The following is a 24996-nucleotide window of genomic DNA, read 5'->3' as shown; positions in this document are numbered from 1 at the left end:
TTTTTTCAGGATTTTTTTATATTAGTTACCACTTGTTATTTTCTACTTTCCAAATATTTCTGCCATTCCCAGGTCGTACGTAAAGCTTCTTCCAAAGAAGTTTCAGCTTTCCAGCCCAGTTCTCTTTCTGCTTTATCGGCATTGGCGTAAGCGATGGTAATATCACCCGCTCTTCTTTCGCAGATCTGATAAGGAACTTTCACCTCATTTGCTGATTCAAAAGCTTGTACCACTTCTAAAACAGATGAACCCTTTCCAGTTCCCAAGTTATACGTATCGATCACAGTTTCTGCAGGATCGGCCATTAATTTTTGCAAAGCTTTTACGTGCGCTTTCGCTAAATCGACCACATAAATATAATCACGGATTGCAGTTCCATCTTCCGTTGGATAATCGTTTCCGAATATCGACAGTTTTTCACGAATTCCCGCAGCAGTTTGAGTGACATAAGGAACCAAATTATTGGGAATACCAAGCGGCAATTCTCCCAAAAGTGCCGTTGGATGAGAACCGATCGGATTAAAATATCGAAGCAAAGAAACTTTCTTTTGATACGCCGTCGCAAAATCTTTCAGAATCTCCTCGCCCATTTGCTTGGTTTTTCCGTACGATGATTCCGGCATTTTCAATGGTGTATTTTCGTCAATCGGCTGTTGATCTGCTTGACCGTAAACGGTACAGGAGGAACTGAAAATGAAATTACTAATATTTCTCGCTTTAAATTCCTGAAGAATATTAATCAGAGAAAACAAATTATTTTCATAATAATCCAAAGGTTTTTCCTGACTCTCTCCCACTGCTTTATAGGCCGCGAAATTGATACAGCCATCGATTTCATATGCATCGAAAACCTGGGAAAGCAATTCTTTTCTCTTTAAATCGAAAGGAAAAAAAACAGGTCTCTTTCCAGCGACTTTCTCAATGTTATCGAGAATAAATTTTTCAGAATTTGACATATCATCAACAATGATGACTTGAAAATTATTTTGTAAAAGTTCTACAACCGTGTGAGAACCAATGTAACCGAGACCGCCGGTAACGAGTATTGTCATTTTTTTAAAATTGCTTATTGATAAGATATGAGGCGAATTTTCTGCAGCTTATTTATTGTAAATAAAAAAATATCACTACTGCTGAGAAAATAAAAACGCCCAACATAATGATATTGATTTTCGCTAAATCCGCTTTCTTTTTGGAGTACAAAATAAAAGTTTCAATTAATATAAAAAGGAACCAAATGATCGCCAATCCAAAACCTAAGATCAAGCTCATTAAGACTCACCATCCATTTCCCGTGTAAGCTGACCTAATGATCATTAATAAAAGCGTAATCACTAAAAGTCCAGCTCTTAAAACTATATGTTTTGTCTTATTTGATTTTCGTTTAGAATTTAAGTAATCATTTTGGGGCTCATTCATATTTAGGTTTGTTGATCTGAAACTTCGGGGCTCTTCGATTTTGCCATGAATTCAAGAACCGCATCCGAGATGTATTTCAACTGCTCATCATCTAATTCTGTATGCATTGGCAATGAAATAACTTCTCCTAAAAGTTTGTCCGTATTTACAAAATCAGCATCGTTACTATCTTGGAAATAGGCTTTTTGTTTTCTCAAAGCCACGGGATAATAAATCATGGCAGGAATTTCCTTTTCCGTTAAGAATTGCTGTAATTCATTTCTCTGACCGTTCGTTATTCTTAAGGTATATTGATGAAAAACATGCGTGGAATATTCGGCTCTTTTCGGCGTTAAAATTTCTGCACACCCCGCAAATGCTTCATCGTAGTAATCAGCTGCTTTTCGTCTTGCTTCATTATACGTATCAAGGAGTGGCAATTTTTTTCTCAAAACGGTGGCCTGAATACTGTCTAACCGGGAATTTACACCTACCTCATCGTGGTAATATCTCTCATACATTCCGTGGTTTACAATTCCTCTTATTTTGTGTGCAAGGTTATCATCTTGGGTAAAAATGGCTCCACCATCTCCATAACAACCCAAATTTTTAGAAGGGAAAAATGAAGTCGTTCCAATAATTCCCATTGTCCCGGATTTTTTTACGCTTCCATCAGAAAAAGTAAATTCAGAACCAATTGCCTGTGCGTTATCTTCGATGACATATAGGTTATGCTCTTTTGCTATATTTAGAATTTCTTCCATATTTGCACATTGGCCAAACAGATGAACCGGAATGATGGCTTTTGTTTTTGGCGTAATCGCAGCTTTCAGTTTTTCAGTATCCATGGTGAAGGTATCATAATCAACATCTACTAAAACCGATTTTAATTTTAATAAATGAATAACTTCAACCGTTGCTGCAAAAGTAAAATCGGCGGTAATAACCTCATCACCTTCCTTTAGCCCCAAAGCCATCAATGCGATCTGAAGCGCATCAGTACCGTTTGCACAGGGAATCACATGTTTTACATCTAAATAAGTTTCTAATTCGGACTGGAATGATTTTACTTCCGGACCATTAATGAATGCTGCTTGGTTTAACACATTAAGGATCCCATTGTCAACATCAGCTTTTATTTTATAATATTGACTTTGCAGGTCAACCATTTGAATCTTTTTCATAAAAAATATTTGTTCAAATTTACTAAAATTAAGTTTTTTAAAAAATTAAAACAGCATGAATGTTTTTATTTTACTCATCAAAATCTAATCTCTATCAACTTGGTCAAAAAGCAAACTTGGTATCAAAAACCATTAGTTCAAAGCGATCAGCATAAAAAATTACTTTCTTAAAATATAAACTGCAGCACAATAAATATCGTAAATATTTATTATATTAAGATTATAAAACATAACATTTTAGTATTTTTGTTACACTTTAATAATTTCGAAATGAAAAAGATTTTATCCCTTTTTATATTGGTATTTTTTCTCTTTGCAAATGCGCAGACAGAATTTGTTTTTGTTTATTTTAAAGACAAACCGAATAAAGCTGCTTTCTATGCCAATCCTTTGAGTGAGCTTTCTCAAAAATCACTGGACCGCAGAACCCGTTTGGGAATTGCGCTTAATGATCAGGATGCTCCTATTGAGCCAAGTTATATCCAAAACATCAGAAACCTCGGATTTACGGTTAATGATTATTCAAAATGGATGAATGGCGTAGCCGTAAACGCGACCCCTGAGCAGATTTCCGATTTAGAATCTAAGCCTTACGTGCAATCGGTGGAGCGTTTTATTAAACATCCGAATGGCGGAAAATCTGCACTTAGAAAAATAAATAAATTTGAAGAATTCAATAATTCTGTTGGTAAAACCGATTTCAATTATGGTGATGCTTTAGCCCAGATCAATCAGGTAAATTTGCGGCCTTTGCATGTTGCCGGATACACTGGTGCAGGAATAACCATTGCCGTGATTGACACAGGATTTCCACGAGTGAATACAGGTTCTGTATACGCCAGAATACGTAATAACGGTCAAATTAAAGGAGGCTATAATTTCATTAATAAAAGTACAGACATCTATAATACTTCTCTTAATAATCATGGTTCCTACTGTTTAGGGGTAATTGCAGCATATGTTGAAAACAGTTTTGTAGGGACGGCACCCGATGCAGATTTTTATCTTTATGCTACTGAAGACGCCGACAATGAAATTCCGGAAGAGCAACTTTACTGGACCGAAGCAGCGGAAGAAGCAGATCGAAAAGGCGCCGATATCATCAGCACTTCTTTAGGATATTATGAATTTGATGATCCGCGCTATGATTTGGTTTATGCAGATATGAACGGAACCACTTCATTTATTTCCCGCACTTCTCAAATAGCGGCAGAAAAAGGAATTTTCGTCTTGGCAGCAGCCGGAAATGAAGCCCAAAAACCCTGGCACTATATCATCGCTCCGGCAGATAATGAAAAAGTATTCACCATAGGAGGCGTAACCGTAACCGGTTCCAGTTCTTCTTTTTCTTCTTACGGTCCGAATGCGGTGGGGCTGGTAAAACCCGATGCGAGCGCACGTGCAACAAACACCTATATGGGCTACAATAATGCCGTGACCTCCGGAAGCGGAACCTCTTTTGCAACTCCTTTAGCGGCAGGCGGCGTTGCATGTTTACTGCAGGCAATTCCTACCAAAACATTGTCGCAAGTGCGCGATTTACTTCGGCAGAATTCGTCTTTATTTCCGAACCATACCGATCAAATGGGGTATGGAATTCTGAACTTTGAAAAAACGCTGAATAACGCAGCTTTGTCTACGGCGGAAAATGGACCAAAATCTAAACTTCAAATCTATCCAAATCCTGTGATTAGAGAATTCACCATTAAAACCGATGAAAAAACTGAATCTTTGGAACTGTATGATTCGCTAGGAAGAATGATTAAGTCTTTAAAAAATGAAAAGACAAATACGATGGAAGGTTTTCCAAAAGGGATCTACTTTTTAAAGGTTAAAACAGATCAAAATCATTACGTTGAAAAAATCATAAAACAATAAAAATTCTTTTCACTAAAATTAAAAAGACCTTCATTTTCTGAAGGTCTTTTTTATTTAAGCTGAATTACGACTTGCATTAATGTTTCCAAAGAGCGAACGCATGACGAGCTTTTCGTAAGCCGCACGGTTGCCTTCTTCTTTTTGAATTTTGATTAAGGCATATTGCTGAATACTCAAAAGTGGCAACACGATTCTCTCCCGAATTTTTACCGACATGCGGGAAAGGGGCTCTTCTTCCATTAATTCTTTAAAGCCGGTTAACTCAAGCATCAATTGTTTGGAGAGATTATATTCGTCGGAAAGAATAGTCCAGAACTCACCAAACTTTTCATTCTTTTTCATGTAAGAAGTCAGCGGAAAATAGGATTTATTCATACTCATCATCGAATTTAAAACCAATGTTTTAAAGAAATCGGAACCTTTGTATAAATTCTTCACCTCCTCAAAGCGGCTTTGATTTTTTAATTCCTGCAAAGCATGTCCGAAACCGAAAAAACCAGGTACATTCTGCTTCAGCTGACTCCAGGAACCGACGAAAGGAATAGCACGCAAATCTTCAAATTTTAATTCGTTTCCCGCGCCACGTTTCGTAGGTCGACTTCCGATATTGGTTTTTCCGTAGTATTCCAGCGTACTCATTTCCTGTAAATAAGGCACAAAACGCGGGTGCGCTTTTAGATCGGAATATTTTTTATAACTGAGTTCTGCCAATTCTTCGATAAGATTCCTTTCATTTTCCGTTAAGTCTTTTTTTGCATTTTTAAAAACATCGTTTTCAATTCCGGCTGTTAATAACTGTTCAAAATTATATTTCGCCTGATCTTTATTCCCAAAAACACTCGTGATTGTTTGTCCCTGCACGGTCAATTCAATTTGATGATTGGCAATGGTCTTTCCTTGAGATGCATAAAAATCGTGGGTTTTACCACCACCTCTCGCAGGCGGTCCGCCTCTGCCATCAAAGAAAACCACTTTTATATGGTGATCATCGGAGACCTTGGTCAACTGTTCTTTGGTTTCATAAATTTCCCAATTGGCTTTTAAATAGCCACCGTCTTTGGTTCCATCAGAAAAACCAAGCATAATTGTTTGGATGTCTTTGCGATGTGCCAAATGTTTTTTATAAACCGGCATTTCATAAAGTTCCTTCATCACGTTCTGAGCACGGTCCAAACCTTCCATGGTTTCAAAAAGAGGCACGATATCCATATTAATTTCTTCTTCGCGATACCCGCAAAGTCGGAAAAGAGCAAAGACATTTAAAACATCTTTTATCGATTCGGAATTTGAAATAATATATCGGTTCAATCCGCGCTCCCCATTCTTTTGCTGCATGCTTTTTACATTGTAAACATTTTGCAGCGTATCTTTTGTGATACCTTCAAAATCATTTGGGTCAAGAATCAAATCAGTTTTTAAAAGCCAGTTCAGTTTTTCCTCAATGGTTATTGTTTCACTGTTCATACCGGATTTTTTAGCGACAATTTCATCAATGACTTCCTGATGAACGCGGCTATCCTGGCGAATATCTAAGGTCGCAAAATGAGTCCCGAAAATTTTAACCCGATCACTGAAATCTTCCAGAAGATTTTTAAATAATCCATTGTGCTGTTCCGTTAATATCGTTTGCGCTTCTTTAATTTTATTTAAAATATCCTCTGTAGAAATTACTTTTTCCTGTTTAAAAATAGCGTCATACAAGTCATCACTTAAATGTTCTAAAACTTCTGAAACTCCCCGAAAACTCAATCTTCTACGGAGCTTTTTAAGATGGGCGTAGTAGGATTTCAAAATAGAAATGTGAAGTTCATGCGCTACCTGCTGCGTAATTTCTGCGGTGACAAAAGGATTCCCATCGCGGTCACCACCCGGCCAAAATCCCATTTGAATTAAATCCGGTGCAGGCGTGAAATTTTGTGTCCCGAAAGTATTTTTAATTTTCTTATACAACTCACCAATGGTGTCATAATACACATACCGAAGATAAAAAATAATGCTCATGGCTTCATCTAGAGGCGTTGGTTTTTCTTTATTTACAAAAGGGGTTTTTCCCAGCTGTTGTAAAAGCATATCTATTTCGGTAACAGAATCGTTCAGAATGGCGGTGCGCAGATCATGTAAAATACGCTGTACTGAATTCGGATAAAACTGTGTGGGGTGCGCCGTGAAAACCACTTTTATAGCAAAGTCCTTCAATTTTTTCCGCGTTGCTTCAAGCTGATGTTCCTGCAAAGCACGCTCATGCAACTGCAATACGGTTCCGGCATCACTTTCTGAGTGTAATTGGGGGAAAGCAGCATCTTCAATACTGTCATATAAAACAACCTGACGCTCGATGTACTGAATAATTTTGAACAGCAGCTCTGTTTTTTGCTCCTCCGTTTTCAGTTCAGTATGCTTATTAAAAAATTCGTCTACGATTTCTTCCGGACTTTTACCGGCTTCATAACCGAGCCTGCTTTCTTCATAAAGGAAAGGGAGTAACATGCCAATATTCGACATTTTATCGTACGGCAAACTCATAAATAATGAGTTGTAAATTTGAAACTTATTTTCGACCAGCTGGCGGAACTTTTCTTTTTTTTCTTCGTGTAGCATGTAACAAATTTAGGATAAATAAATTCTCTAATTGGATTCATTTCATTAAAATTTTAATGAAATTCACACAGAAATTTGTATCTTCATTAGATGAAATTTCTAAACTTTTTACTGCTTTTTATTTTCGCAACTTCTTTTGCACAGAAAGGTTTTGAAATTACAGATTCTAAAAAAGCCCTTATTCCCTTCCAGCTTATTAATAATTTGATTCTAATTCCAGTAAACATTAATGGAGTCAACCTTTCTTTTTTACTGGATTCCGGGGTGAAAGAAACCATTCTTTTCAGCTTGGATGACAAGGAAATTAATTTTAAAGAAACAGAAAAAGTGAAATTTTCTGGATTGGGAGAAAGCTTTGAAATTGAAGGTTTAAGTTCTGAAAACAACATTGTGAAGATCGGAAAGAATTATGAAGATCTGAAACACATGATTTACATAATTCTTGATGAAAGCATTAATTTTTCTTCGCATGTTGGAGTTCCTGTAAATGGGATTATTGGTTATAATTTCTTTATGAATCACGCCATTGAAATTAATTACCAATCGAAATATATCACGGTTTTTAACACTGAAAAAGATGCAGAAAAGCGATCGCGCAGATCGCGGGAATTCCCTATCACTATAGAAAAAAATAAACCTTACATCATCGCAGATGTAGAAATGACTTCCCAAAAAGTTCCTTCAAAAATGCTGATTGACTTAGGAAACAGTGATGCTTTGTGGCTTTTTCCCAAACTGATTGAAAATTTTGAATACAACCGACCGAATATTGATGATTATTTAGGAAGAGGTTTTAATGGAGATGTCTTTGGAAAAAGAAGCAGAATTCACCGTTTATATCTTGATGAATTTGTATTTGAAAAACCGCTCACCGCTATGCCGGATGAATACTCTATTCAAAATTTAAAATTGGTACCCAACCGAAAAGGGTCTATAGGTAATGAAATACTCAGAAGATTTACCGTGATTTTTGATTATCCGAATAACCGACTGTTCCTGAAAAAGAACCGATCTTTTAATGACCCTTTTTTATTCAACAGCAGTGGACTCGATGTTCAGCATGATGGAATGGAGTGGGAAAAAGATGTGGTCACCATTGAAACCAAAAGAACAAATACCGATATTGAGGGAACTCCGGTTTACAATGCAGTCTCAGCTTTTCACTACAATTTTATTTTAAAGCCTAAATTTTCTGTGGCCGGTTGCCGTAAAGATTCTCCCTGCTATATTGCGGGAATTCGAAAAAATGACAAATTCATTAGCATCAACAGAAAAAAAGTCGGCGACCTCACGCTTCAAAAAATCAACAACCTCTTTAAAAGTGAAGATGGAACAAAAATTTCCATTCAAATAGAACGGAACAATGAGATTAAGAATTTTGTTATTACCTTAGTAGATCCCATACCTTACCAAGATGAAAATTGAAGAAACTGTTCTTGACCAAATTCGATCCCGACCAAGATTTAAAATTTTTACTGATCTTTCCCGTGAAGAATATACGGCCGATCTTAGACTTTTTTTGAAAGAAAACGCTGCAGAATATAATGGAAATATAAATGTTGAAGGTGGACTTATCATTGTAAAAACTGAGCACAACAACTATTGGAAACCCTGTTTAGCCTTGCGTGCAGAACATGATGCCGAAGAAAATAAAACATTGATACGGGGGATTTTTGGACCTACTTCTTCAGTCTGGACTTTCTTTATGTTTCTCAATTTTATTTTTGGAATCATGTGGATGGTTGCGATCACACTTTGGTATGTAGAAAAACAAATCAAAAGCAATGATTTCTGGTGGGCACTTCCATTTTCATTTGTGGTGCTGCTTTGCCTTGCTTTAACATTTTTAGCCGCACGAATTGGAAAATATAAAGCTAAAGCGGAAATGCAGCAGTTGCGAAAATTTGCAGAAGAATCTATTCTTCACTTCGAAAATGATCAGGTTGCGGGTTGAGTACTATCTTTTTCAGCAACCACTTTATCGCGATTTTCCTGTTCCTCTAAAATTTTAGCAAGAAACGGCTGAATGATAGAATCCATTTCCTTTACGGATATGTCAGTTAATTTTGGATCACTTTCTAAATATTTCCACGGTTTTTTTCCACCCCAATTGTAATCACCAAAAACAATAACCGGTGTTCCGTTGGCTTTTACAGTCGCTCCTCCTTTATTTAAAACCCACTGATCCGCCCAGCTGTAAAGATACTTTGCATCATCATGAAGCAGTCGCAAACAGGAGTGAGATGCGGGATGTCCAGGCAGATCATACTCATGCCAACCAATGCCCAACGTGTTGTGAATATTCACATTATAAGGCAATTTCCAATCGCTGTCGACCGTAGATATCGCCAATTCTTTTTTCCAGTTGGCGAACATAAGACCCCGTTTGGTTTGTGCGTCTTTTTTACCCAAACTGGTGGGACCCCATTTTATAAGTTTGCCATTTTCATACAATGCGTAGGCTTGGATCGGGTAAGAAAACATCGCAATTTTCTTCACTTTTTCCAATGTTGATAATTGCAGCGGAAAAGGACTGTAAGACATTAAAGTCGTATCAAATTTATCTGGAATTGAAAGCGTATCTGCACGCCATTTATTCTTCGTATCCAACCGGTTCAGTGCTAAAATAATATGCTGTTCGTCGTTCGAAAATTCTTTATTAAAAGCTGCCATTGTAGAATCCTTTTTGTTTTTTGGAAAAATAAGGGTACGGTAGGTTACTCTATTTTTTTCAATGGAATCCTGTATTAAAGAGTCTTCTTTCACTTTAGCTAAAGAATCATTTTTTATTAAATCAACTGAACTTCCCGGAACAGATTGGTCTTTTTTACATTGAACTGCTGCAGACAGCATAAAGAGCGCAAGACTTATATTAAAGAATTTTCTGGTAGAACTTTCAAACATTGTTTATTTTTTTTCTTTGCATTTGCAATTATAGTACCATCAATACATGTTTTAAGAAGATTTAAAACAAATTTTATCACGAAGTTATCTTCTTCAAATTAAAAGCGAAAAAAATGAGACGGTCGAATGATATATCCACAATAAAAATTTGTGGTCCGTGATAAATAGTATATTTTTATAAATCATTAAAAATTTATGTGGGAAATTTATATCAGTCTGGCTTCATTAGGAATCATTTTAACAATACTTCCAAAAATACCAAGCTCACACTGGACTTTTCGAGTCGCAGATTTTGGGAAAATTCAGATCAATTACTTTATCATTTTCACCTTTATTTTCGGTTTCGGACTTTACAATCATGAATTTTGGTGGTACGTGCAAGCGTTGTTATTACTGCTCATCGCATATCACAGTATTACCTTAATCAAATATACCCGCTTTTTCCCTATTAAGAGTATTAAAACTTCCGGCAAGAATTCTTCAAATCTAATTAAAATTATTTCTGCCAATATTTATCAATTTAATAAGGATTATAATCGATTTATCAATTTGGTTCACAAACACCAACCCGATCTTTTTCTTACCATGGAAAGTAATGGAGACTGGGAAAATGCATTGAAGGTTTTAGAAAATGAATACCCATTTCATCACAAGGTGACCTTGGAAAACACGTATGGAATGCACTTTTATTCCAAAATAAAAATTGAAAAATCAACCACACACTTCTTTATTGCAGATGATATTCCGAGTATTGAAGCTCATGTTCAAACTGAGGATGGTTTTGAATTTGTATTTTTTGGAATTCACCCGCCACCGCCGAGTCCAACCGAAGAGAAAACATCTAAAGAAAGAGATGGTGACTTATTAAGCGTTGCGAAACGAGTAAAAGATATTGAAAAACCAGTGCTTGTGATCGGAGATTTCAACAATGTTGCCTGGTCAAAATCCTCAAGCCTTTTCCGTAAATTAAGTCATTTAATCGACCCGAGAGTGGGAAGAGCTTTTGTTTCCACTTTTCACGCAAATTATAGCTTCTTACGATTTCCCATTGATCTAATGTTTCACAGCGCCGATATTTTCATAAAAGAATTGAAAACTTTGGAAAAATTCGGGTCCGATCACTTGCCCGTATTTTGTGAATTTTTTATTGATCTGGAAAATAGAGAACAAAAAGACCGCATTGAAAAAGCCGATTCCGCCGAAAAATCAGAAGCCAAACAGATGATCCGAGAAGGAATTAAAGAAGAAGGTGAAAGAGAAAGAGTCGTAACTGAAGATTAAAATTGGATCAGTTGATCGATCACCAACTAACTATTTATGCGTCTCCGGATCATTTGGGATCAGGCTCTTATTTTTGGATGGTAAATTCATCAACACAATGGCGAGAAGAATTAAAACAATCCCCATCCACTGAATAAAAATAACCTGTTCGCCCAAAAGGAAAAAAGCCGTACTCACAGAAACCGGAAGTTCCAGCGAAGAGATGATACTCCCTAAACCTAAGCCGGTTTTCGGAAATCCAAGGTTAAATAAAGTAGGCGGAATAATGGTTCCGAACAATGCCAGAATAAAACCATACGTATAAAATATTGAAAAATCAAAGGGTTTGATGTGCGCGGTATTGTCCGTAAAATTCAAATAAAATGATTTTAAAACATCAAAATGCAAAGGCCCGATCTGCGCAAAAAAGAGAAATATAAAAACGATCACGGCTCCTCCAGAAAGCATGATCATACTTTTTCGGAGCGCAGGAACATGAGTTGCTAAAGTATTTGAAGTAAACATGGTCATGGTAAAAGAAGCCGCCGCCATTACTCCCCAAAAGATTCCGCGCCAATCAAGTTTTACATCTAAATTAATCAGATTTGTTGCCAAAAGCGTTCCGAGCAACACAATAATTGTCGCAATTACCTTTCTGGTATTGGGGAATTTTTTCGCTATAGTACTTTCTACCACGACGCTAAACCACACCGACTGCATCAGAAGAACGATCGCAATGGAAACATTGATATATTGAACGCAAATATAATAGAACAGACTTGTACAACCTAAAGAAGTTCCGGCAAGCATCAACAGCTTTACTTCTCTGGAAGTGGGTTTTGCAAGTGTTTTTTTCGAGGTTTTGGTCTGAATGATATTTAAAATTAATAAGCCCATCAAACCTAAGACAAATTGCGCAGTGGTCACTTCCGAAGTCGTGTAACCGTCTTGATAAGACAATTTTACAAAACTCGCCAACATTCCAAAAATACTGGCTCCGGCAGCAACAAATAATACGCCCTTTAAAATGTTTTTCTTCTCCATATTTTTTTTCAGCCTGCAAACTTACGGTTTTATATATTTCTAAGCTTAAAAAAAACTGAATAAAAATGGTCTATTCAAAGACTTCTATTTGCGGTACAGGTCTAAATAAAGCTGGGCAGATTTCTCCCAGGAAAAATCAAAACTCATGTTAGACTGCACCAATTTGGGCATCAATCCCTCTACATGGTAAATCTGTAAACCACGATGCATGGCTTCTACCGCGGCAGTTGCGCTGGCTTCTCCAAAATTAATCCCGCTGCCGCCGGTTGATATATCTTGAACAGTATCACGTAACCCCCCGGTATAACGCACGATAGGAATGGTACCGTAGCGCATTGCATACATTTGGTTCAATCCACAAGGTTCCACCCGTGAAGGCATTAATAAAAAGTCCGACGAAGCATATATTTTGTGGGAAAGAAATTCTTTATAACCCACATCTAAGGCGAAGTTGGAATAGAGGTAAGACAATTCTGAAAGTTCATTTTCAATGTTTTTATCTCCTGAACCTAAAACGATTATGTTTAAAGAGCCTTGTGTTTGTTGGATGCTTTTTGAGACAATTTCAGGTAAAAAATCAGCACCTTTTTCTCCTGCGAAGCGACCTATGAAACTGAACAATGGTAAATCAGGATTTAAGTTATATTCTTCACAGAGTTGTTTTTTGTTTTTCCACTTTCCGGTAGAGGCGTCCTCTTTTCCATAATTAAAATCAAGGAAATCATCCGTTTCAGAATCCCAAACTTCCGTATCGATTCCATTGATAATTCCGTAAGCCTTCGCATATTCCTGCTGAACAAGACTTTCCAAACCTCGGAAAGATTGAAAAAGCTCGTCCATATACCCACCGGAAACGGCGTTGAAAGCGTGGCAGCATTTGATCATGGTTGCCAAAGGATTGATGTAGCCATTCCAGTCGAGCAAACCCCATTTTCCCCCGTCAAACCAGGGAAAATATTTTGCCATGTCCCACCTCATCTGACCCTGATATTCTCCGTTATGAATGGTACCAATTGTTTTCACGCCTTTCAGAAAACTGAATTCCGGACAATGCTCCACCATAAAAGGAACCAAACCGGTATGATAATCGTGGCAGTGTAAAATATCAGGACGTATCTGCATCGCGGTGAGCCAATGTAAAACACCATGCTGAAAAGCTAAAAACTGCTGACTTTCATCCCAGTATCCATAGGGATTATCCCTATCTAAAAGTCCCGGAATTTTAACAAGATATAAATCGAAACCTAAACTTTTGGAACGCTCTTTCATCACCTGAACCTGAAATGTCTGATGATGCTGATGAATCCACCCATCAAAAACGATCTCGAACTGATGATCATGAACGAAAGGTTTGTTGTACCAAGGCATGACCACACTGGCTTCAATGCCTTCAATCTTGTTCAGATATTTAGGCAAAGCACCAACAACATCGGCCAAACCACCCACTTTGGCGACAGGATAACACTCCATTGAAAGGTTAAAAATTCTCATATATCATTCAAAATTTGTATTGTTCGCTATCTATTTTTAAGGTTTGAACTTTGTTTACCTCTTTTCAACACTGGATCTCACCGAAGTCTTTTTCGTGGTGACAAATGATTAAACAGGTTTTGTTTTATCAGCGGATTTTGAAGCAGTTTTCGGTCTTGCAGACTTTTCTTTCGCAACTGTTTTCCTGATCACTTTGTTTGGTGCCCTTTTCTGTTTTAAAACAACTGCAGCCAAAGGAGGTAATTTTAACACAATCGCATTAGGTCGGTACATCCATTCATCATCTTCTTCATCAACAATTTCTGCTTCTACCCCACTTCCTGCATACTTTTCTTCATCAGAATTAAGAATTACATCCCAATTCGTTCCTTCATTTACCCCAATTTTATAGTCAAAAACCCGGGGCGTTAAATTTAAAACCACCATTAAAACGTCATCGGCCTGCTTTCCTTTCCTTAAATATATGAAAACTGAATTGTTGTCGTCATTGGCTTCAACCCATTCAAAACCATCAGGTGAAAAATTATTTTCATAAAGGCCTGTTTCCTTTCGATACAAATGATTGAGGTCCTTTACAAATTTCTTCATTCCGGCATGAACGGGATATTCAAGCAAATGCCAATCGAGACTTTTGGTAAAATCCCACTCGTGCGTTTGGGCAAATTCATTTCCCATAAATAAAAGTTTCGCACCAGGATGCGTGTACATATAGGCATATAAAGCCCGGAGATTCGCAAACTTCTGCCATTCGTCGCCCGGCATTTTATAGATCAAACTCGCTTTGCCATGAACGACCTCATCATGGGACAGCGGCATCATATAGTTTTCATTAAAAACATACATAGACCCAAAAGTCAATTTGTTATGTTCCAACTTTCTGGCCTGTGGATCTGTTTTAAAATATTTCAAAGTATCGTGCATCCAGCCCATCATCCATTTCATACCGAAGCCAATTCCGCCGTCGTAAACAGGTTTCGTTAGGAGAGGAAAATCTGAACTTTCTTCAGCAATGGTTATGATATCAGGAAATTCTTTATACACTGCAACATTAAAATCCTGAAGAAACTTTTTGGCTTCCAGATTTACATTTCCACCATAAATATTCGGTTCCCATTCGCCTTCATTACGGGAATAATCCAAATGCAGCATAGATGTTACTGCATCTACGCGAAGTCCGTCTGCATGATAGCGATCGAGCCAAAACATGGCATTACTGATCAAGAAAGATTTCACTTCGGGTCTGCCATAGTTAAAGATATAGGATTTCCAGTCGGGATGAAAACCTTTTCGGGGATCTTCATGTTCATAAAGAAAAGTACCATCGAAAAAATGCAAACCGTTGGCGTCTCCGGGAAAGTGAGAAGGAACCCAATCGAGGAGAACTCCGATATCGTTTCGGTGTAATTCATTGATTAAAAACATCAAATCCTGGGGTGAGCCAAATCGTGATGTAGCCGCAAAAAAACCGGTAATTTGATACCCCCAACTTGGATCATAAGGATATTCCATCACGGGCATGAACTCTACATGAGTAAAACCCATTTCTTTAATATAAGGAACCAATCGCTCCGCGATTTCGCGGTAAGAGAAAAACTTCGTTGGATCATCTGTACCGCGCATCCAGGATGCAAGGTGCATTTCGTATACCGCCATTGGAGCTTGCAGAGAATTCTTTTTTGCTCTTCCGGACATCCAGTCGCCGTCATTCCACTCAAACCAAGTAGTTGAAACTAAGGAGCCTGCCTGTAAATTCTGCTCCCAGCTTAAGGCAAAGGGATCTCCTTTTTCCAATAACACATCTTTATTCGTACGTATTCCATACTTGTAAACATCTCCCCATTTTAGTCCGGAAATAAATCCTTCCCAAATTCCAGACTCATCCCAGCGGGGAAATAGAACATGGGTTTCAGAATGCCATTGATTAAAATCACCGATCACAGAAACTTGCTTAGCATGTGGTGCCCAAACGGAAAAATAAACGCCCTCTACCCCATTTACGGTAACAGAATGAGCTCCAAATTTCTCGTATAATTTGTAGTGACTGCCTTCCCGAAAAAGATAAATATCATGTTCGGTAAATAAGGAATAAGGAAGGACATTATCCATAGTAGCGTATTTATCTAAGCGACAATTTTAAGGATGGAAATTATAAAATCGGCCAGCCTATTTCTCCTTCAAATATATTTAAAATAATGAGAAAACATTGCAGATCCAGGCGTAAAAATAAAATAAACATTAAATATTGAAGGCTTATAATCATCACGCAGATCAAAAATAGGATCACCGATTCCTGTTGGTGAAATTTTACTTTCAATAATTTTATTACTTTTAACTTTTTAAAAATCACAGTTATATCCCCATGAGGTTTACTTTAAAATCAAGCGAAGAAGATGCCCGGCCGGTTTACATCACGGGGAATTTTAATAAATGGAATCCCAGAGATCTAAATTTTGAGTTGAAAGAAATTTCTCCAAATACCTATTTTATTGAAATTAATAATGAGCAACTACCGGACTTGATTGAATACAAATTTACGCGCGGCGGTTGGGAAAATGTCGAAATAGATCGTTTTGGAAATATTACACCCAACAGAAAAGTCAATAAAAAGAAACTAGAAACCAAAGATATTGTGAAGAAATGGCGTCTGAACTGGGCTCCATTTAAGGAAGAATTTTATCCTGTTGTTGAAATTATATCTGAAAAATTCTTTATTCCCCAACTCAATAAAACGCGTAAAATTTGGGCACTTCTGCCGCACAATTACCATCAAAGTTCTGATTCTTATCCTGTTTTATACTTGCATGATGCCCAAAATCTTTTTAATGAAGGTTCCGCTTTTGGAAACTGGGAAATCGATAAGAAAATGTCGATCTTAGCAGAATACGGACGGGGTGATATCATAATTATTGCGATAGAAAACGGTAGCGAAGACCGGAATAAAGAATATGTTTTGGATTATAATTCAATTGTTCAAAATGCGGAGGGCAAAAAATATATCCGCTTTTTGGCCGATACCCTAAAACCTTACGTTGATTCCGTTTACCGCACGAAATCTGAACGGGAATATACGGGAATTGGCGGCAGTTCTTTAGGTGGTTTGATCAGTATTTACAGTGGTTTTCTGTATCCGGAAGTGTATTCTAAACTGATGATTTTTTCCCCTTCACTTTGGCTAAATCCGGATTATAATTTTCCGCAGATGAACTTTAAAAATCCGTACGATATTAAAGTTTATCTGTACGGCGGTGAGCAGGAAGGTTCGGAAATGACGGAAAGAATTCACCTTTTCGAACAGCAGTTGGAAGCCTTTGAAAACACACATTCTATTCAGTTTGAAATAAGAAGAAGCATAAATCCGGACGGTCAGCATCAGGAGTTTTACTGGTCTCAGGAATTTCCGCGAGCGATAGAGTGGCTTTATTATGACACTGAAGATGATCCAAAAGAACTTTCACAACGTGCTGAAATCAATAAAAATGAAACGAGCGAAACTTAGAGCTGATTTATTTATCTTTCGCTTTGGCTTCAATTTCCTCTTTTACTTCATGCCATTCGTTGTCCTTTAATTTGGCTTCAATTTTCTCGGCTTTCAGATTTTGGCGTAACAAACCGAAAATAGTCATGTAAAAATTGGCTATAAAAACAAGGGCAAAAAACGAAATTAGATATCCACGCCAATCCTCAAAAAAAATTCTGTATTTGGTAATAATAAGAAAAACTGCGGTTACATAATGGCTGAAACAATATTCACAGGTAAAAAGATAGTAGAATTTGCGCACCAGTAAACTTTGCGATTTTTCAGATTTGGTGGCGCAATAGGTTCGGGGTTCTTTGAAGACTTCTTCATGCGTAACCGTCCACGCTACACAGGCGATCGGGATTGCTAAGACAAAGAGATAGAGCATTTGCACCTGAAGTTCCATACTTTTTATTTTAAGTTAAAAGTAATTAAAAATTCGGTTCTTTTAATTTTTAAAGAGAATTTTTTCATTCTAGAAGAGGTATTTTGATGATTAATTAAGTGTTTTTGTGTTAAGATTTATAACCCCCATTTTCTCTTATTTTTCTGAACAGCAAGAACTTCCAAAAACGGCGTGAGCTCTTCTCGCTAAATTTTCTTATTTTTAGGCAAATTTTTAAAAATGAATAGAAAAAACATATTGCTGTCGGCAATACTTTTTCCGGCGGTCATGGCTTTCGGCCAACAGTATGGCGGCATGTGGATTCCCACGGAACTTAATGAAAAGGAAATGAAAGATTTGGGAATGAAAATCTCTGCGAAAGATATTTTTGACCCTTCAAAACCGAGTATTAAAGATGCAGTGGTCCAGTTTAATGGCGGTTGTACTGCAGAAATTATCTCACCCCAAGGTTTGCTGTTAACAAATCACCACTGTGGTTACGGAATCATTCAAGGACATTCTTCTGTTAAAAATGATTATTTAAGCGATGGTTTCTGGGCTAAAGATATGAATGGTGAATTGGCGAATCCCGGCGTAACGGTTGATTTTATCGCTGATATTAAGGAAGTAACAGGTCAGGTTCTGGCAGGCACTCAAAACCTAGATGACAAAGCAAGCCAAGCTGCAATTAATGCCAATATTGAAAAAGTGAAAGCTGGTTTCAAATTGGAAGACTGGCAAAAAGTGGTCATCAAACCGGTATATTACGGAAATAAATATTACGCGTATATTATCGAAACGTATAAAGACATCCGTTTGGTTGGCGCACCACCAAGTTCAATCGGTAAATTTGGTTCCGATACAGACAATTGGGTTTGGCCTCGTCATACCGGTGATTTCTCTATGTTTAGAATCTACGCTGATAAAAATAACAAGCCAGCAGAATATTCGAAAGATAACATTCCTTACAAACCGAAATATTTTCTACCCGTTTCCATTAAAGATAAACAAGAGAATGATTTCACTTTTGTATTTGGATTTCCAGGCAGAACAACGGAATATCTCCCGGCCATCGCAGTGGAAAAAATCATGACGGAAATTGATCCTGCAATGATCGGTGTTCGTGAAGTGGCTTTGAAAACTTTGAATGAAAAAATGCGGACCGATAATGAAACCAGAATTAAATATGCTTCTAAATACGCCTCTGTTGCTAATTATTGGAAAAAATGGATCGGTGAAGTTGAAGGTTTGAAAAAATCAGATGCTGTTGGAAAAAAGAAAGTCTATGAGCAAACTTTAATTGCAAAAAATCCAAACATTAAACCGACGATCGATCAGCTTAATCAATTGTATACCGAACAAGCTCCGTATGCGCTGAACCGCTCTTATTATTCAGAGGTGATGAGAAACGCTGAAACATTATCATTGGCAAATCAGTATCTGAATTTCATGCAAAGTTATGAGGAAGGTAAAATTAATGATCAAAATTTAAGTGCATTCAAAAACAGATTAACTTCTACTTACAAAGATTACAGTGGCGAACTTGATGCGAAAGTAACTGCGCAATTGCTCGCTCTTTATGCCAATAAAACACCGGAGCAATTTCTTCCTGCAAATTTCAGTCAGTTAAAAGATGCGGATAAAAATCTGGATACTGTAGAAAACTGGTCAAAAAAATCAGTCGTTACCGGAAGAGGAATGATGAATGGCGCAACTGCGATTTCTGATATTGATAAAGTTTTTGCAAATCCGGCAGAGCTCATCAAGAATCTGAAAAACGATCCAATTATTCAATGGACCGCTGCAATTAAAAACACGTATCTGACCAAAACAGAGGGTAAATATGCAGAACTTCAGTCCCAGATCGATGTGTTGCAAAAGAAATTTATGGCGCAGCAAATGGAGACCGACAAAGACCGCAAATTCTTCCCAGATGCGAATTCTACTTTGCGTGTAACTTACGGACAGGTGAAAGGATCTAATCCGAAGGATGCTGTTTATTACGGTTACCAAACCCATTTGGCGGGAGTGATGGAAAAATATATTCCGGGCGATTATGAATTTGATGTTCCGAAAAAACTGGTTAATATTTACAATACCAAAGATTACGGAATTTACAAAGACAAAACCGGTGATGTTCCTGTAAACTTTACGGCAACTAATCACACGACAGGTGGAAACTCCGGGAGTCCAGCGTTGGATGCGAATGGAAATCTGATCGGTCTAAATTTCGACCGCCAGTGGGAAGGAACAATGAGCGACATTAATTTCGATCCTCGTTTTAGCAGAAATATAATGGTAGATACCAAATATATTTTATTCATTGTTGATAAATATGCCGATGCAAAATGGCTGTTGAAAGAAATGAAAATAGTCAAATAAACAGTGTAATATATTATTTGAAAAACGCGCCTTCGGGTGCGTTTTTTTTATATCGTTAAGTAATTTTAATCTGCATTATTAATATCCTATAAATCAGCAACAAATTAAGAATTGAGCAAAAGACCCATATAACGGGGCAGAAAGAAAAATTTAAATGAGGGATTTACGAAAGCTTATAGAAATTTAATAAAAAATTCCGGAACAAGTTCCGGAATAGAGGTTTTCACCGTTATTAGTTTTTTGCAAATATAAAATAGTTGTTTACTCTTATGTATTGCATTGCAAATGTGCGATATTTTAATTGATTAAAATTAGTAGAATACACCCTATTTTCTATTGCAATCACCCCTTTATCAATTAGTGTTATAAAAAACCACACCCAAAAAGGTGTGGTTACTTGTAAAATGAAGTGAGATGAAATAATTAATATCCGAAAATTTCCTCTAAAGAAACTTCCTGAAATTCTCCCATTTTATTGAGTGCAGCCATATCCAAATTCTCCTTTTTGCCGATGATCGCTGTATTATATTTCATCGGTTTCATTTCAGAATTGTAGAAATCCGTCAGATCTGCCAAAGTCAATTTTTGTATTTCTTCATAAATATCTTTTCGCAAATCATAGTCTATTCCCAGTTTTCTTAAATTTAAAAGATTAAAATAGATGTTGGTTCTGTTGACTCTTCCAGCGGAAATCTGCTTTAAAGCCGCATTTTTAGCATTGTCAAACTGTGCTGGAATTTGAGGCAGCTCTGCCATTAATTCATCCATTGCATTTACAGCTTGCGGTAATTTATTTGCCTGCGTTCCAATGTACGTGGTCACATAATCCGGATGATTCAACTCGCCGTTTGCAGCATAAGAAACATACGCCGAATACGCCAAACTCTTACTCTCCCGAATTTCCTGGAAAACGATTGATGATAATCCCCGACCAAAATATTCATTAAACACATTAATTTTCCCGAAATTTTTCAGATTTACATTCGGGCCTTTTGCAATTCTACTCATTTCAGTCTGTACCATATCATAATTGGTAAAGTACACTTTTCCTTCCGTTGCCGGTTCCGGATAAATTTTCTTTGAAGGTACTTTCAAGGTTTCCTTTTCTACAAATGGTTTTGCATATTGCGTAAATGCCTTAAAGTCTTGTCCGTAAAAAAAGATTTCATACGGCATTTTCAGTAGGTTTTTAATTTTATCCGTCATCTCTACCGAATTTATGGACTCTAACTCTTTCTTTGAAAGCACATCTGTAAATCTGGAATCTTTACCATATTTTGCGTAGTTGCTCAGAGCAGCCATGATACGGCCTTTGTCTTTTTTCGCCACTTCCCGACTTTCCAAAATGGTATTTACGTTCTTTACATAAATCGCCTGATCGGGTTTTGCATTTTGCATCCAGTTTTTAAGTAACGCAATTGCTTTTGGCATATTCTCTTCCAGTCCGCTCAGCGAAATACGCAACTGGTCCTGAGATGTTCGGAAGTTATTTGAAATCCCCAGTTTGTAGAATTCCTTTTTCAGCTCCTCATCACTCATCGTATCGGTTCCCAAATATTGAAGAACTTCTGTTGCTAAGCCAAGATGTTTATCATGATCACTTCCGAAAGGGAAAATAAAATAAACTTCTGCAATGTCATTGTATTTATTTTTTACAAAACTCGCCTTCTTATCGCCAATTTTATCGGTTTTAATGGCTTTTGAAAAATCTACAAATTCCGGTTTAATATCCGAAGATTTCTCTGCTAAAATACTTTTCAAAAAAGGAGATTGCTCTTCTCTGTTCAATTTGATCGGTGTAATTCCCGGATTTTCAACGCGTACTAATTTATCGTTAACGCCTTTTTCTTTTTTAATGACAACATAATTATCTTTAAAGAAATCATTCGCAAACTTCACCACATCTGCTTTGGTAATTTTTTCGTATTCATTAATTTCATTCAGTTCCTGCTCCCAGGTTCTGCCGTTAATGTACGTTCCATAAAGCGAAGTTGCCAGTCCATCTGCCGTTTCGAGGGTTTTCATGCGCTGGATTTTCATATCATTAATGATCGCCGGAATAAGCCATTCCTGAAACTCTCCTTTCTTCACCAAATCAATTTGTTCGAGTAATAATTTCTTAGCATCATCCAAAGTCTGGTCATTTTTCGGAACAATGATCATCGAAAAACTTCCGTAATTTTTGAAAGCTGATTCGTATGCCACTGCACGTAAAGCTTTCTGAGTTTGGTTAATTTTAGTATCCATCAAACCGGAATCTCCGGAGTTTGTTAAAATATTACCCACAATTTCAGCAAGTCTCGCATTTTCGGTGCCGTAAGAATCGGTTCTCCACGCCAGTTGTAAACGCTCTGTAGAAGGACTTTTCACTGTTCTTTCGACAATTTCAGTCATCGGTTCTTCCGTAATAACTTCTTTCTTAGGCAATTCTTTGTATTTAAAATCGCCAAAATACTGATCAATCAATTTGATGGTTTTGTCGAAATCAAGATCTCCAACTAAAACCATTGCATAATTATTCGGCACGTAATATTCGTCGAAATATTTGTGAATCGCGACCATGGAGGGATTTTTTAAATGTTCCGATTTTCCGATCGTTGTTTGCTGCCCATTTGGATGTTTTGGAAAAAGAGCATCCATCAACTCATAGTTTACTAAACGACTGTCATTATCCTGAGCACGGTTAAATTCTTCGTAAACGGCTTCTAATTCGGTGTGAAATAATCTTAAAGTTAATTCAGAAAATCGTTCTTTTTCAACTTTTAACCATTTCTCAAGTTCATTATTGGGAATATTATTTTTGTAAACAGTTTCATCTAACCACGTGTGGGCGTTGGTTCCCGAAGCTCCAAGGGAAGAAATCGCTTTGTCATATTCATTGGCAATCGCGTATTTACTTGCGTCCTGGGAAATTTCATCAATTTTTTTGTAAAGTGCTTTCTTTTTCTCCGGATCCTGTTCCGCTTTATGCTGTTCGTACAAGCTGGAAATCTCTTCCAAAAGTGGTTTTTCTTTCGCCCAGTTGGCAGTGCCTATTTTTGATGTTCCTTTAAACATCATGTGTTCCAGGTAATGGGCAAGACCCGTGTTGTCTGCAGGATCATTGTTACTTCCTGTTCTTACGGGAATGTAGGTTTGAATTTTTGGAGCGTCATCGTTTTTTGCAAGAAAAACTTTTAGGCCATTTTTCAAGGTATAAACTCTAACTCCGGTTTTATCATTGGTGACGGTTTCGTATTGGTAACCTGATTTATCGGTTATTTTCGTCGTTTCAAATTGCTGTGCGTTGCTCATGGTAAGTGCGCCGATGAAGGTTAAGGTTGTTATTATTTTCTTCATTAATAAAATGGAGTTATTCGATGGTAATTTGTTTTTTTTCTGGTTTAAAAGCACCAAACAGACGCGTCCGTTTTTATTTCTGAAAATATTTTCAAAACAAAAGGGACGCGCCAGATTAGTTTTAATAAACCTTTAAAGAGGTTGATGCGGTTTCAGCATGTTTTCGGGATCCAGAATTTCGTTTAAACGTTCTTCTGAAAGAATACCGCGCTCCAATACCAGATCATATACACTTCTTCCGGTTTCTAAAGCTTCTTTAGCAATCTCCGTAGAGTTTTTGTACCCGATGTACGGATTAAGGGCTGTAACAATTCCGATGCTGTTTCTTACCATATTCAGGCAGATGTCCTTATTTGCAGTAATTCCAACGATGCATTTTTCTCTTAAAGTATCCAAAGCATTACCGAGGAAATTAATATTTTCCATAATGGCATGCGAAAGAACAGGTTCCATTACATTTAACTGTAATTGCCCGGCTTCAGCTGCGAAAGTTACCGTTAGATCATTTCCAAAAACTTTGTAACATACCTGATTCACCACTTCTGGAATCACAGGATTTACTTTTCCCGGCATAATTGAAGATCCCGGTTGCATTGGCGGAAGATTAATTTCAAAGAAACCTGCTCTTGGTCCGGAGGAAAGCAAACGAAGATCATTACAAATTTTAGATAATTTTACGGCTAATCTTTTCAGCGCAGAAGAATAGATCACGTATGATCCTGTATCCGGCGTTGCCTCTACTAAATTGGGAGAAGATAAAATAGAGAAACCTGTAAGTTGAGCCAAGTTTTTAGCACAAAGGTTCGCATATCCAACCGGTGCATTTAAACCAGTTCCGATAGCTGTTGCGCCCATATTTATTTCCACAAAAAGATTGGCATTGGCATTAAGCTTAGAAATATCTTCTTCCAAAGTCGCTGCAAAGGCTTCAAACTCCTGACCTAAACTCATCGGTACGGCATCCTGTAACTGCGTTCTTCCCATTTTTATCACCGAAGAAAATTCTTTTCCTTTATCACGGAAAGCTTCTACAATTTTTTTAAGTTTTTCAACCAACTCCTCGTTCATTGACAGTAAAGCCATTTTTAAGGAAGTCGGATACGCATCATTTGTTGATTGGGAAAGATTAACATGATCGTTTGGTGAACAATATTGATAATCTCCTTTTTCTTTTCCTAATTTCTCTAAAACCCTGTTGGCAATAACTTCGTTGGCATTCATGTTAACAGAAGTTCCGGCTCCGCCCTGAATCATATCAATCGGAAACTCCTCATGAAATTGACCGGCAAGTATTTCGTCGCAGACTTCTGCAATTTTTTGATACAATGGTTCCTCTAAAAGTCCCAGTTCATAATTCGTTTTTGCCGCCGCTTTTTTTACAATTGCTAAAGCTCTGATTAAATGTGGATACGAAGAAAGTTTTTGTCCTGAAATTTTGAAATTATCAATGGCACGCTGGGTTTGAACGCCATAATATGCATTTACCGGCACTGGTAAAGTACCTAACAAATCGCTTTCATTTCTGAAATTTTCCATAAAAATAATTTGTTGAGAAGTTAAGATTATTTACTTATTTTATTAAATTGATATCTAAAAAAATAGGCGATCATTAATCG

Annotated in this window: 16 protein-coding genes; 6 read left to right on the top strand and 10 right to left on the bottom strand. The window is 37.1% G+C overall.

Going from position 1 to position 24996, the window contains the following annotated elements; translation table 11 throughout:
- Positions 1 to 35: 35 nt before the first annotated feature.
- A complete protein-coding gene (galE, locus tag EIB73_RS00445) occupies positions 36 to 1052 on the bottom strand; it encodes a UDP-glucose 4-epimerase GalE (protein WP_125021568.1) in 1017 nt (338 codons plus the stop codon).
- A 369-nt stretch (positions 1053 to 1421) separates the two neighbouring features.
- Positions 1422 to 2582, bottom strand: a complete 1161-nt coding sequence (locus EIB73_RS00440) for a DegT/DnrJ/EryC1/StrS family aminotransferase (protein WP_125021566.1) — start codon at positions 2580 to 2582, stop codon at positions 1422 to 1424.
- Between the two features lie 270 nt (positions 2583 to 2852).
- On the opposite strand from EIB73_RS00440, the gene EIB73_RS00435 reads away from it, so the two are divergent.
- Entirely contained in the window at positions 2853 to 4460 is a 1608-nt protein-coding gene (locus EIB73_RS00435) for a S8 family peptidase (RefSeq protein ID WP_125021564.1), read from the top strand.
- A gap of 54 nt (positions 4461 to 4514) precedes the next feature.
- Here EIB73_RS00435 and EIB73_RS00430 read toward each other — a convergent pair whose 3' ends face one another.
- Positions 4515 to 7058 carry a phosphoenolpyruvate carboxylase gene (locus tag EIB73_RS00430; protein ID WP_125021562.1) on the bottom strand — a complete coding sequence of 848 codons (2544 nt, stop codon included), beginning with the start codon at positions 7056 to 7058 and terminating at the stop codon, positions 4515 to 4517.
- Positions 7059 to 7148: 90 nt separating this feature from the next.
- Here EIB73_RS00430 and EIB73_RS00425 point away from each other — a divergent pair, with 90 nt between their 5' ends.
- Both EIB73_RS00425 and EIB73_RS00420 read left to right on the top strand, forming a co-directional pair.
- Positions 7149 to 8483: an aspartyl protease family protein gene (locus tag EIB73_RS00425; RefSeq protein ID WP_125021560.1), complete on the top strand. Its 1335-nt coding sequence runs from the start codon at positions 7149 to 7151 to the stop codon at positions 8481 to 8483.
- The gene (locus EIB73_RS00420; protein WP_125021558.1) at positions 8473 to 9012 is read left to right on the top strand and encodes a hypothetical protein; all 540 of its coding nucleotides are present in this window, start codon (positions 8473 to 8475) and stop codon (positions 9010 to 9012) included. The genes EIB73_RS00425 and EIB73_RS00420 overlap by 11 nt, the downstream gene beginning before the upstream one ends.
- Here EIB73_RS00420 and EIB73_RS00415 read toward each other — a convergent pair.
- Positions 8997 to 9962, bottom strand: a complete 966-nt coding sequence (locus EIB73_RS00415; RefSeq protein ID WP_125021556.1) for a L,D-transpeptidase — start codon at positions 9960 to 9962, stop codon at positions 8997 to 8999. The two genes, EIB73_RS00420 and EIB73_RS00415, sit on opposite strands and share 16 nt — an antisense overlap.
- A gap of 195 nt (positions 9963 to 10157) precedes the next feature.
- On the opposite strand from EIB73_RS00415, the gene EIB73_RS00410 reads away from it, so the two are divergent.
- Positions 10158 to 11243 carry an endonuclease/exonuclease/phosphatase family protein gene (locus tag EIB73_RS00410; RefSeq protein WP_125021554.1) on the top strand — a complete coding sequence of 362 codons (1086 nt, stop codon included), beginning with the start codon at positions 10158 to 10160 and terminating at the stop codon, positions 11241 to 11243.
- 30 nt (positions 11244 to 11273) lie between these two features.
- Here EIB73_RS00410 and EIB73_RS00405 read toward each other — a convergent pair whose 3' ends face one another.
- From EIB73_RS00405 to glgB, 3 genes are all read right to left on the bottom strand, one after another.
- Positions 11274 to 12266, bottom strand: a complete 993-nt coding sequence (locus EIB73_RS00405) for an EamA family transporter (RefSeq protein ID WP_125021553.1) — start codon at positions 12264 to 12266, stop codon at positions 11274 to 11276.
- Between the two features lie 84 nt (positions 12267 to 12350).
- Complete coding sequence (locus EIB73_RS00400; protein WP_125021551.1) at positions 12351 to 13757, bottom strand: glycogen synthase; 1407 nt, start codon at positions 13755 to 13757, stop codon at positions 12351 to 12353.
- 108 nt (positions 13758 to 13865) lie between these two features.
- A complete protein-coding gene (gene glgB, locus EIB73_RS00395) occupies positions 13866 to 15863 on the bottom strand; it encodes a 1,4-alpha-glucan branching protein GlgB (RefSeq protein ID WP_125021549.1) in 1998 nt (665 codons plus the stop codon).
- A gap of 253 nt (positions 15864 to 16116) precedes the next feature.
- Here glgB and EIB73_RS00390 point away from each other — a divergent pair, with 253 nt between their 5' ends.
- Positions 16117 to 17253, top strand: coding sequence for an alpha/beta hydrolase (locus tag EIB73_RS00390; protein WP_125021547.1), 1137 nt, complete (start codon positions 16117 to 16119; stop codon positions 17251 to 17253).
- 7 nt (positions 17254 to 17260) lie between these two features.
- On the opposite strand, the gene EIB73_RS00385 is transcribed toward EIB73_RS00390, so the two are convergent.
- A complete protein-coding gene (locus EIB73_RS00385; RefSeq protein WP_125021545.1) occupies positions 17261 to 17680 on the bottom strand; it encodes a hypothetical protein in 420 nt (139 codons plus the stop codon).
- A gap of 219 nt (positions 17681 to 17899) precedes the next feature.
- Here EIB73_RS00385 and EIB73_RS00380 point away from each other — a divergent pair, with 219 nt between their 5' ends.
- Positions 17900 to 20041, top strand: a complete 2142-nt coding sequence (locus EIB73_RS00380; RefSeq protein ID WP_125021543.1) for a S46 family peptidase — start codon at positions 17900 to 17902, stop codon at positions 20039 to 20041.
- Positions 20042 to 20464: 423 nt separating this feature from the next.
- Here the strand turns inward: EIB73_RS00380 and EIB73_RS00375 are convergent, their stop codons facing one another.
- Positions 20465 to 23380 (bottom strand): M16 family metallopeptidase, encoded by a 2916-nt coding sequence (locus EIB73_RS00375; RefSeq protein ID WP_125021541.1) that lies wholly within the window; start codon positions 23378 to 23380, stop codon positions 20465 to 20467.
- Between the two features lie 132 nt (positions 23381 to 23512).
- Positions 23513 to 24916 carry an aspartate ammonia-lyase gene (aspA, locus tag EIB73_RS00370; RefSeq protein WP_125021539.1) on the bottom strand — a complete coding sequence of 468 codons (1404 nt, stop codon included), beginning with the start codon at positions 24914 to 24916 and terminating at the stop codon, positions 23513 to 23515.
- Positions 24917 to 24996: the final 80 nt, after the last annotated feature.

The organism is Kaistella carnis, from assembly GCF_003860585.1.
GTDB classification, from domain to species: Bacteria; Bacteroidota; Bacteroidia; order Flavobacteriales; family Weeksellaceae; genus Kaistella; species Kaistella carnis.
The sequence above is the reverse complement of the archived record's forward strand: the minus strand, read 5'-3'. Positions and strand labels throughout refer to the sequence as shown.

Excerpts from the sequence above, each read along its gene's own strand:
- galE (WP_125021568.1), bottom strand. The coding sequence starts at position 1,052 with ATGACAATACTCGTTACCGGCGGTCTCGGTTACATTGGTTCTCACACG.
- EIB73_RS00440 (WP_125021566.1), bottom strand. The coding sequence starts at position 2,582 with ATGAAAAAGATTCAAATGGTTGACCTGCAAAGTCAATATTATAAAATA.
- EIB73_RS00435 (WP_125021564.1), top strand. The coding sequence starts at position 2,853 with ATGAAAAAGATTTTATCCCTTTTTATATTGGTATTTTTTCTCTTTGCA.
- EIB73_RS00430 (WP_125021562.1), bottom strand. The coding sequence starts at position 7,058 with ATGCTACACGAAGAAAAAAAAGAAAAGTTCCGCCAGCTGGTCGAAAAT.
- EIB73_RS00425 (WP_125021560.1), top strand. The coding sequence starts at position 7,149 with ATGAAATTTCTAAACTTTTTACTGCTTTTTATTTTCGCAACTTCTTTT.
- EIB73_RS00420 (WP_125021558.1), top strand. The coding sequence starts at position 8,473 with ATGAAAATTGAAGAAACTGTTCTTGACCAAATTCGATCCCGACCAAGA.
- EIB73_RS00415 (WP_125021556.1), bottom strand. The coding sequence starts at position 9,962 with ATGTTTGAAAGTTCTACCAGAAAATTCTTTAATATAAGTCTTGCGCTC.
- EIB73_RS00410 (WP_125021554.1), top strand. The coding sequence starts at position 10,158 with ATGTGGGAAATTTATATCAGTCTGGCTTCATTAGGAATCATTTTAACA.
- EIB73_RS00405 (WP_125021553.1), bottom strand. The coding sequence starts at position 12,266 with ATGGAGAAGAAAAACATTTTAAAGGGCGTATTATTTGTTGCTGCCGGA.
- EIB73_RS00400 (WP_125021551.1), bottom strand. The coding sequence starts at position 13,757 with ATGAGAATTTTTAACCTTTCAATGGAGTGTTATCCTGTCGCCAAAGTG.
- glgB (WP_125021549.1), bottom strand. The coding sequence starts at position 15,863 with ATGGATAATGTCCTTCCTTATTCCTTATTTACCGAACATGATATTTAT.
- EIB73_RS00390 (WP_125021547.1), top strand. The coding sequence starts at position 16,117 with ATGAGGTTTACTTTAAAATCAAGCGAAGAAGATGCCCGGCCGGTTTAC.
- EIB73_RS00385 (WP_125021545.1), bottom strand. The coding sequence starts at position 17,680 with ATGGAACTTCAGGTGCAAATGCTCTATCTCTTTGTCTTAGCAATCCCG.
- EIB73_RS00380 (WP_125021543.1), top strand. The coding sequence starts at position 17,900 with ATGAATAGAAAAAACATATTGCTGTCGGCAATACTTTTTCCGGCGGTC.
- EIB73_RS00375 (WP_125021541.1), bottom strand. The coding sequence starts at position 23,380 with ATGAAGAAAATAATAACAACCTTAACCTTCATCGGCGCACTTACCATG.
- aspA (WP_125021539.1), bottom strand. The coding sequence starts at position 24,916 with ATGGAAAATTTCAGAAATGAAAGCGATTTGTTAGGTACTTTACCAGTG.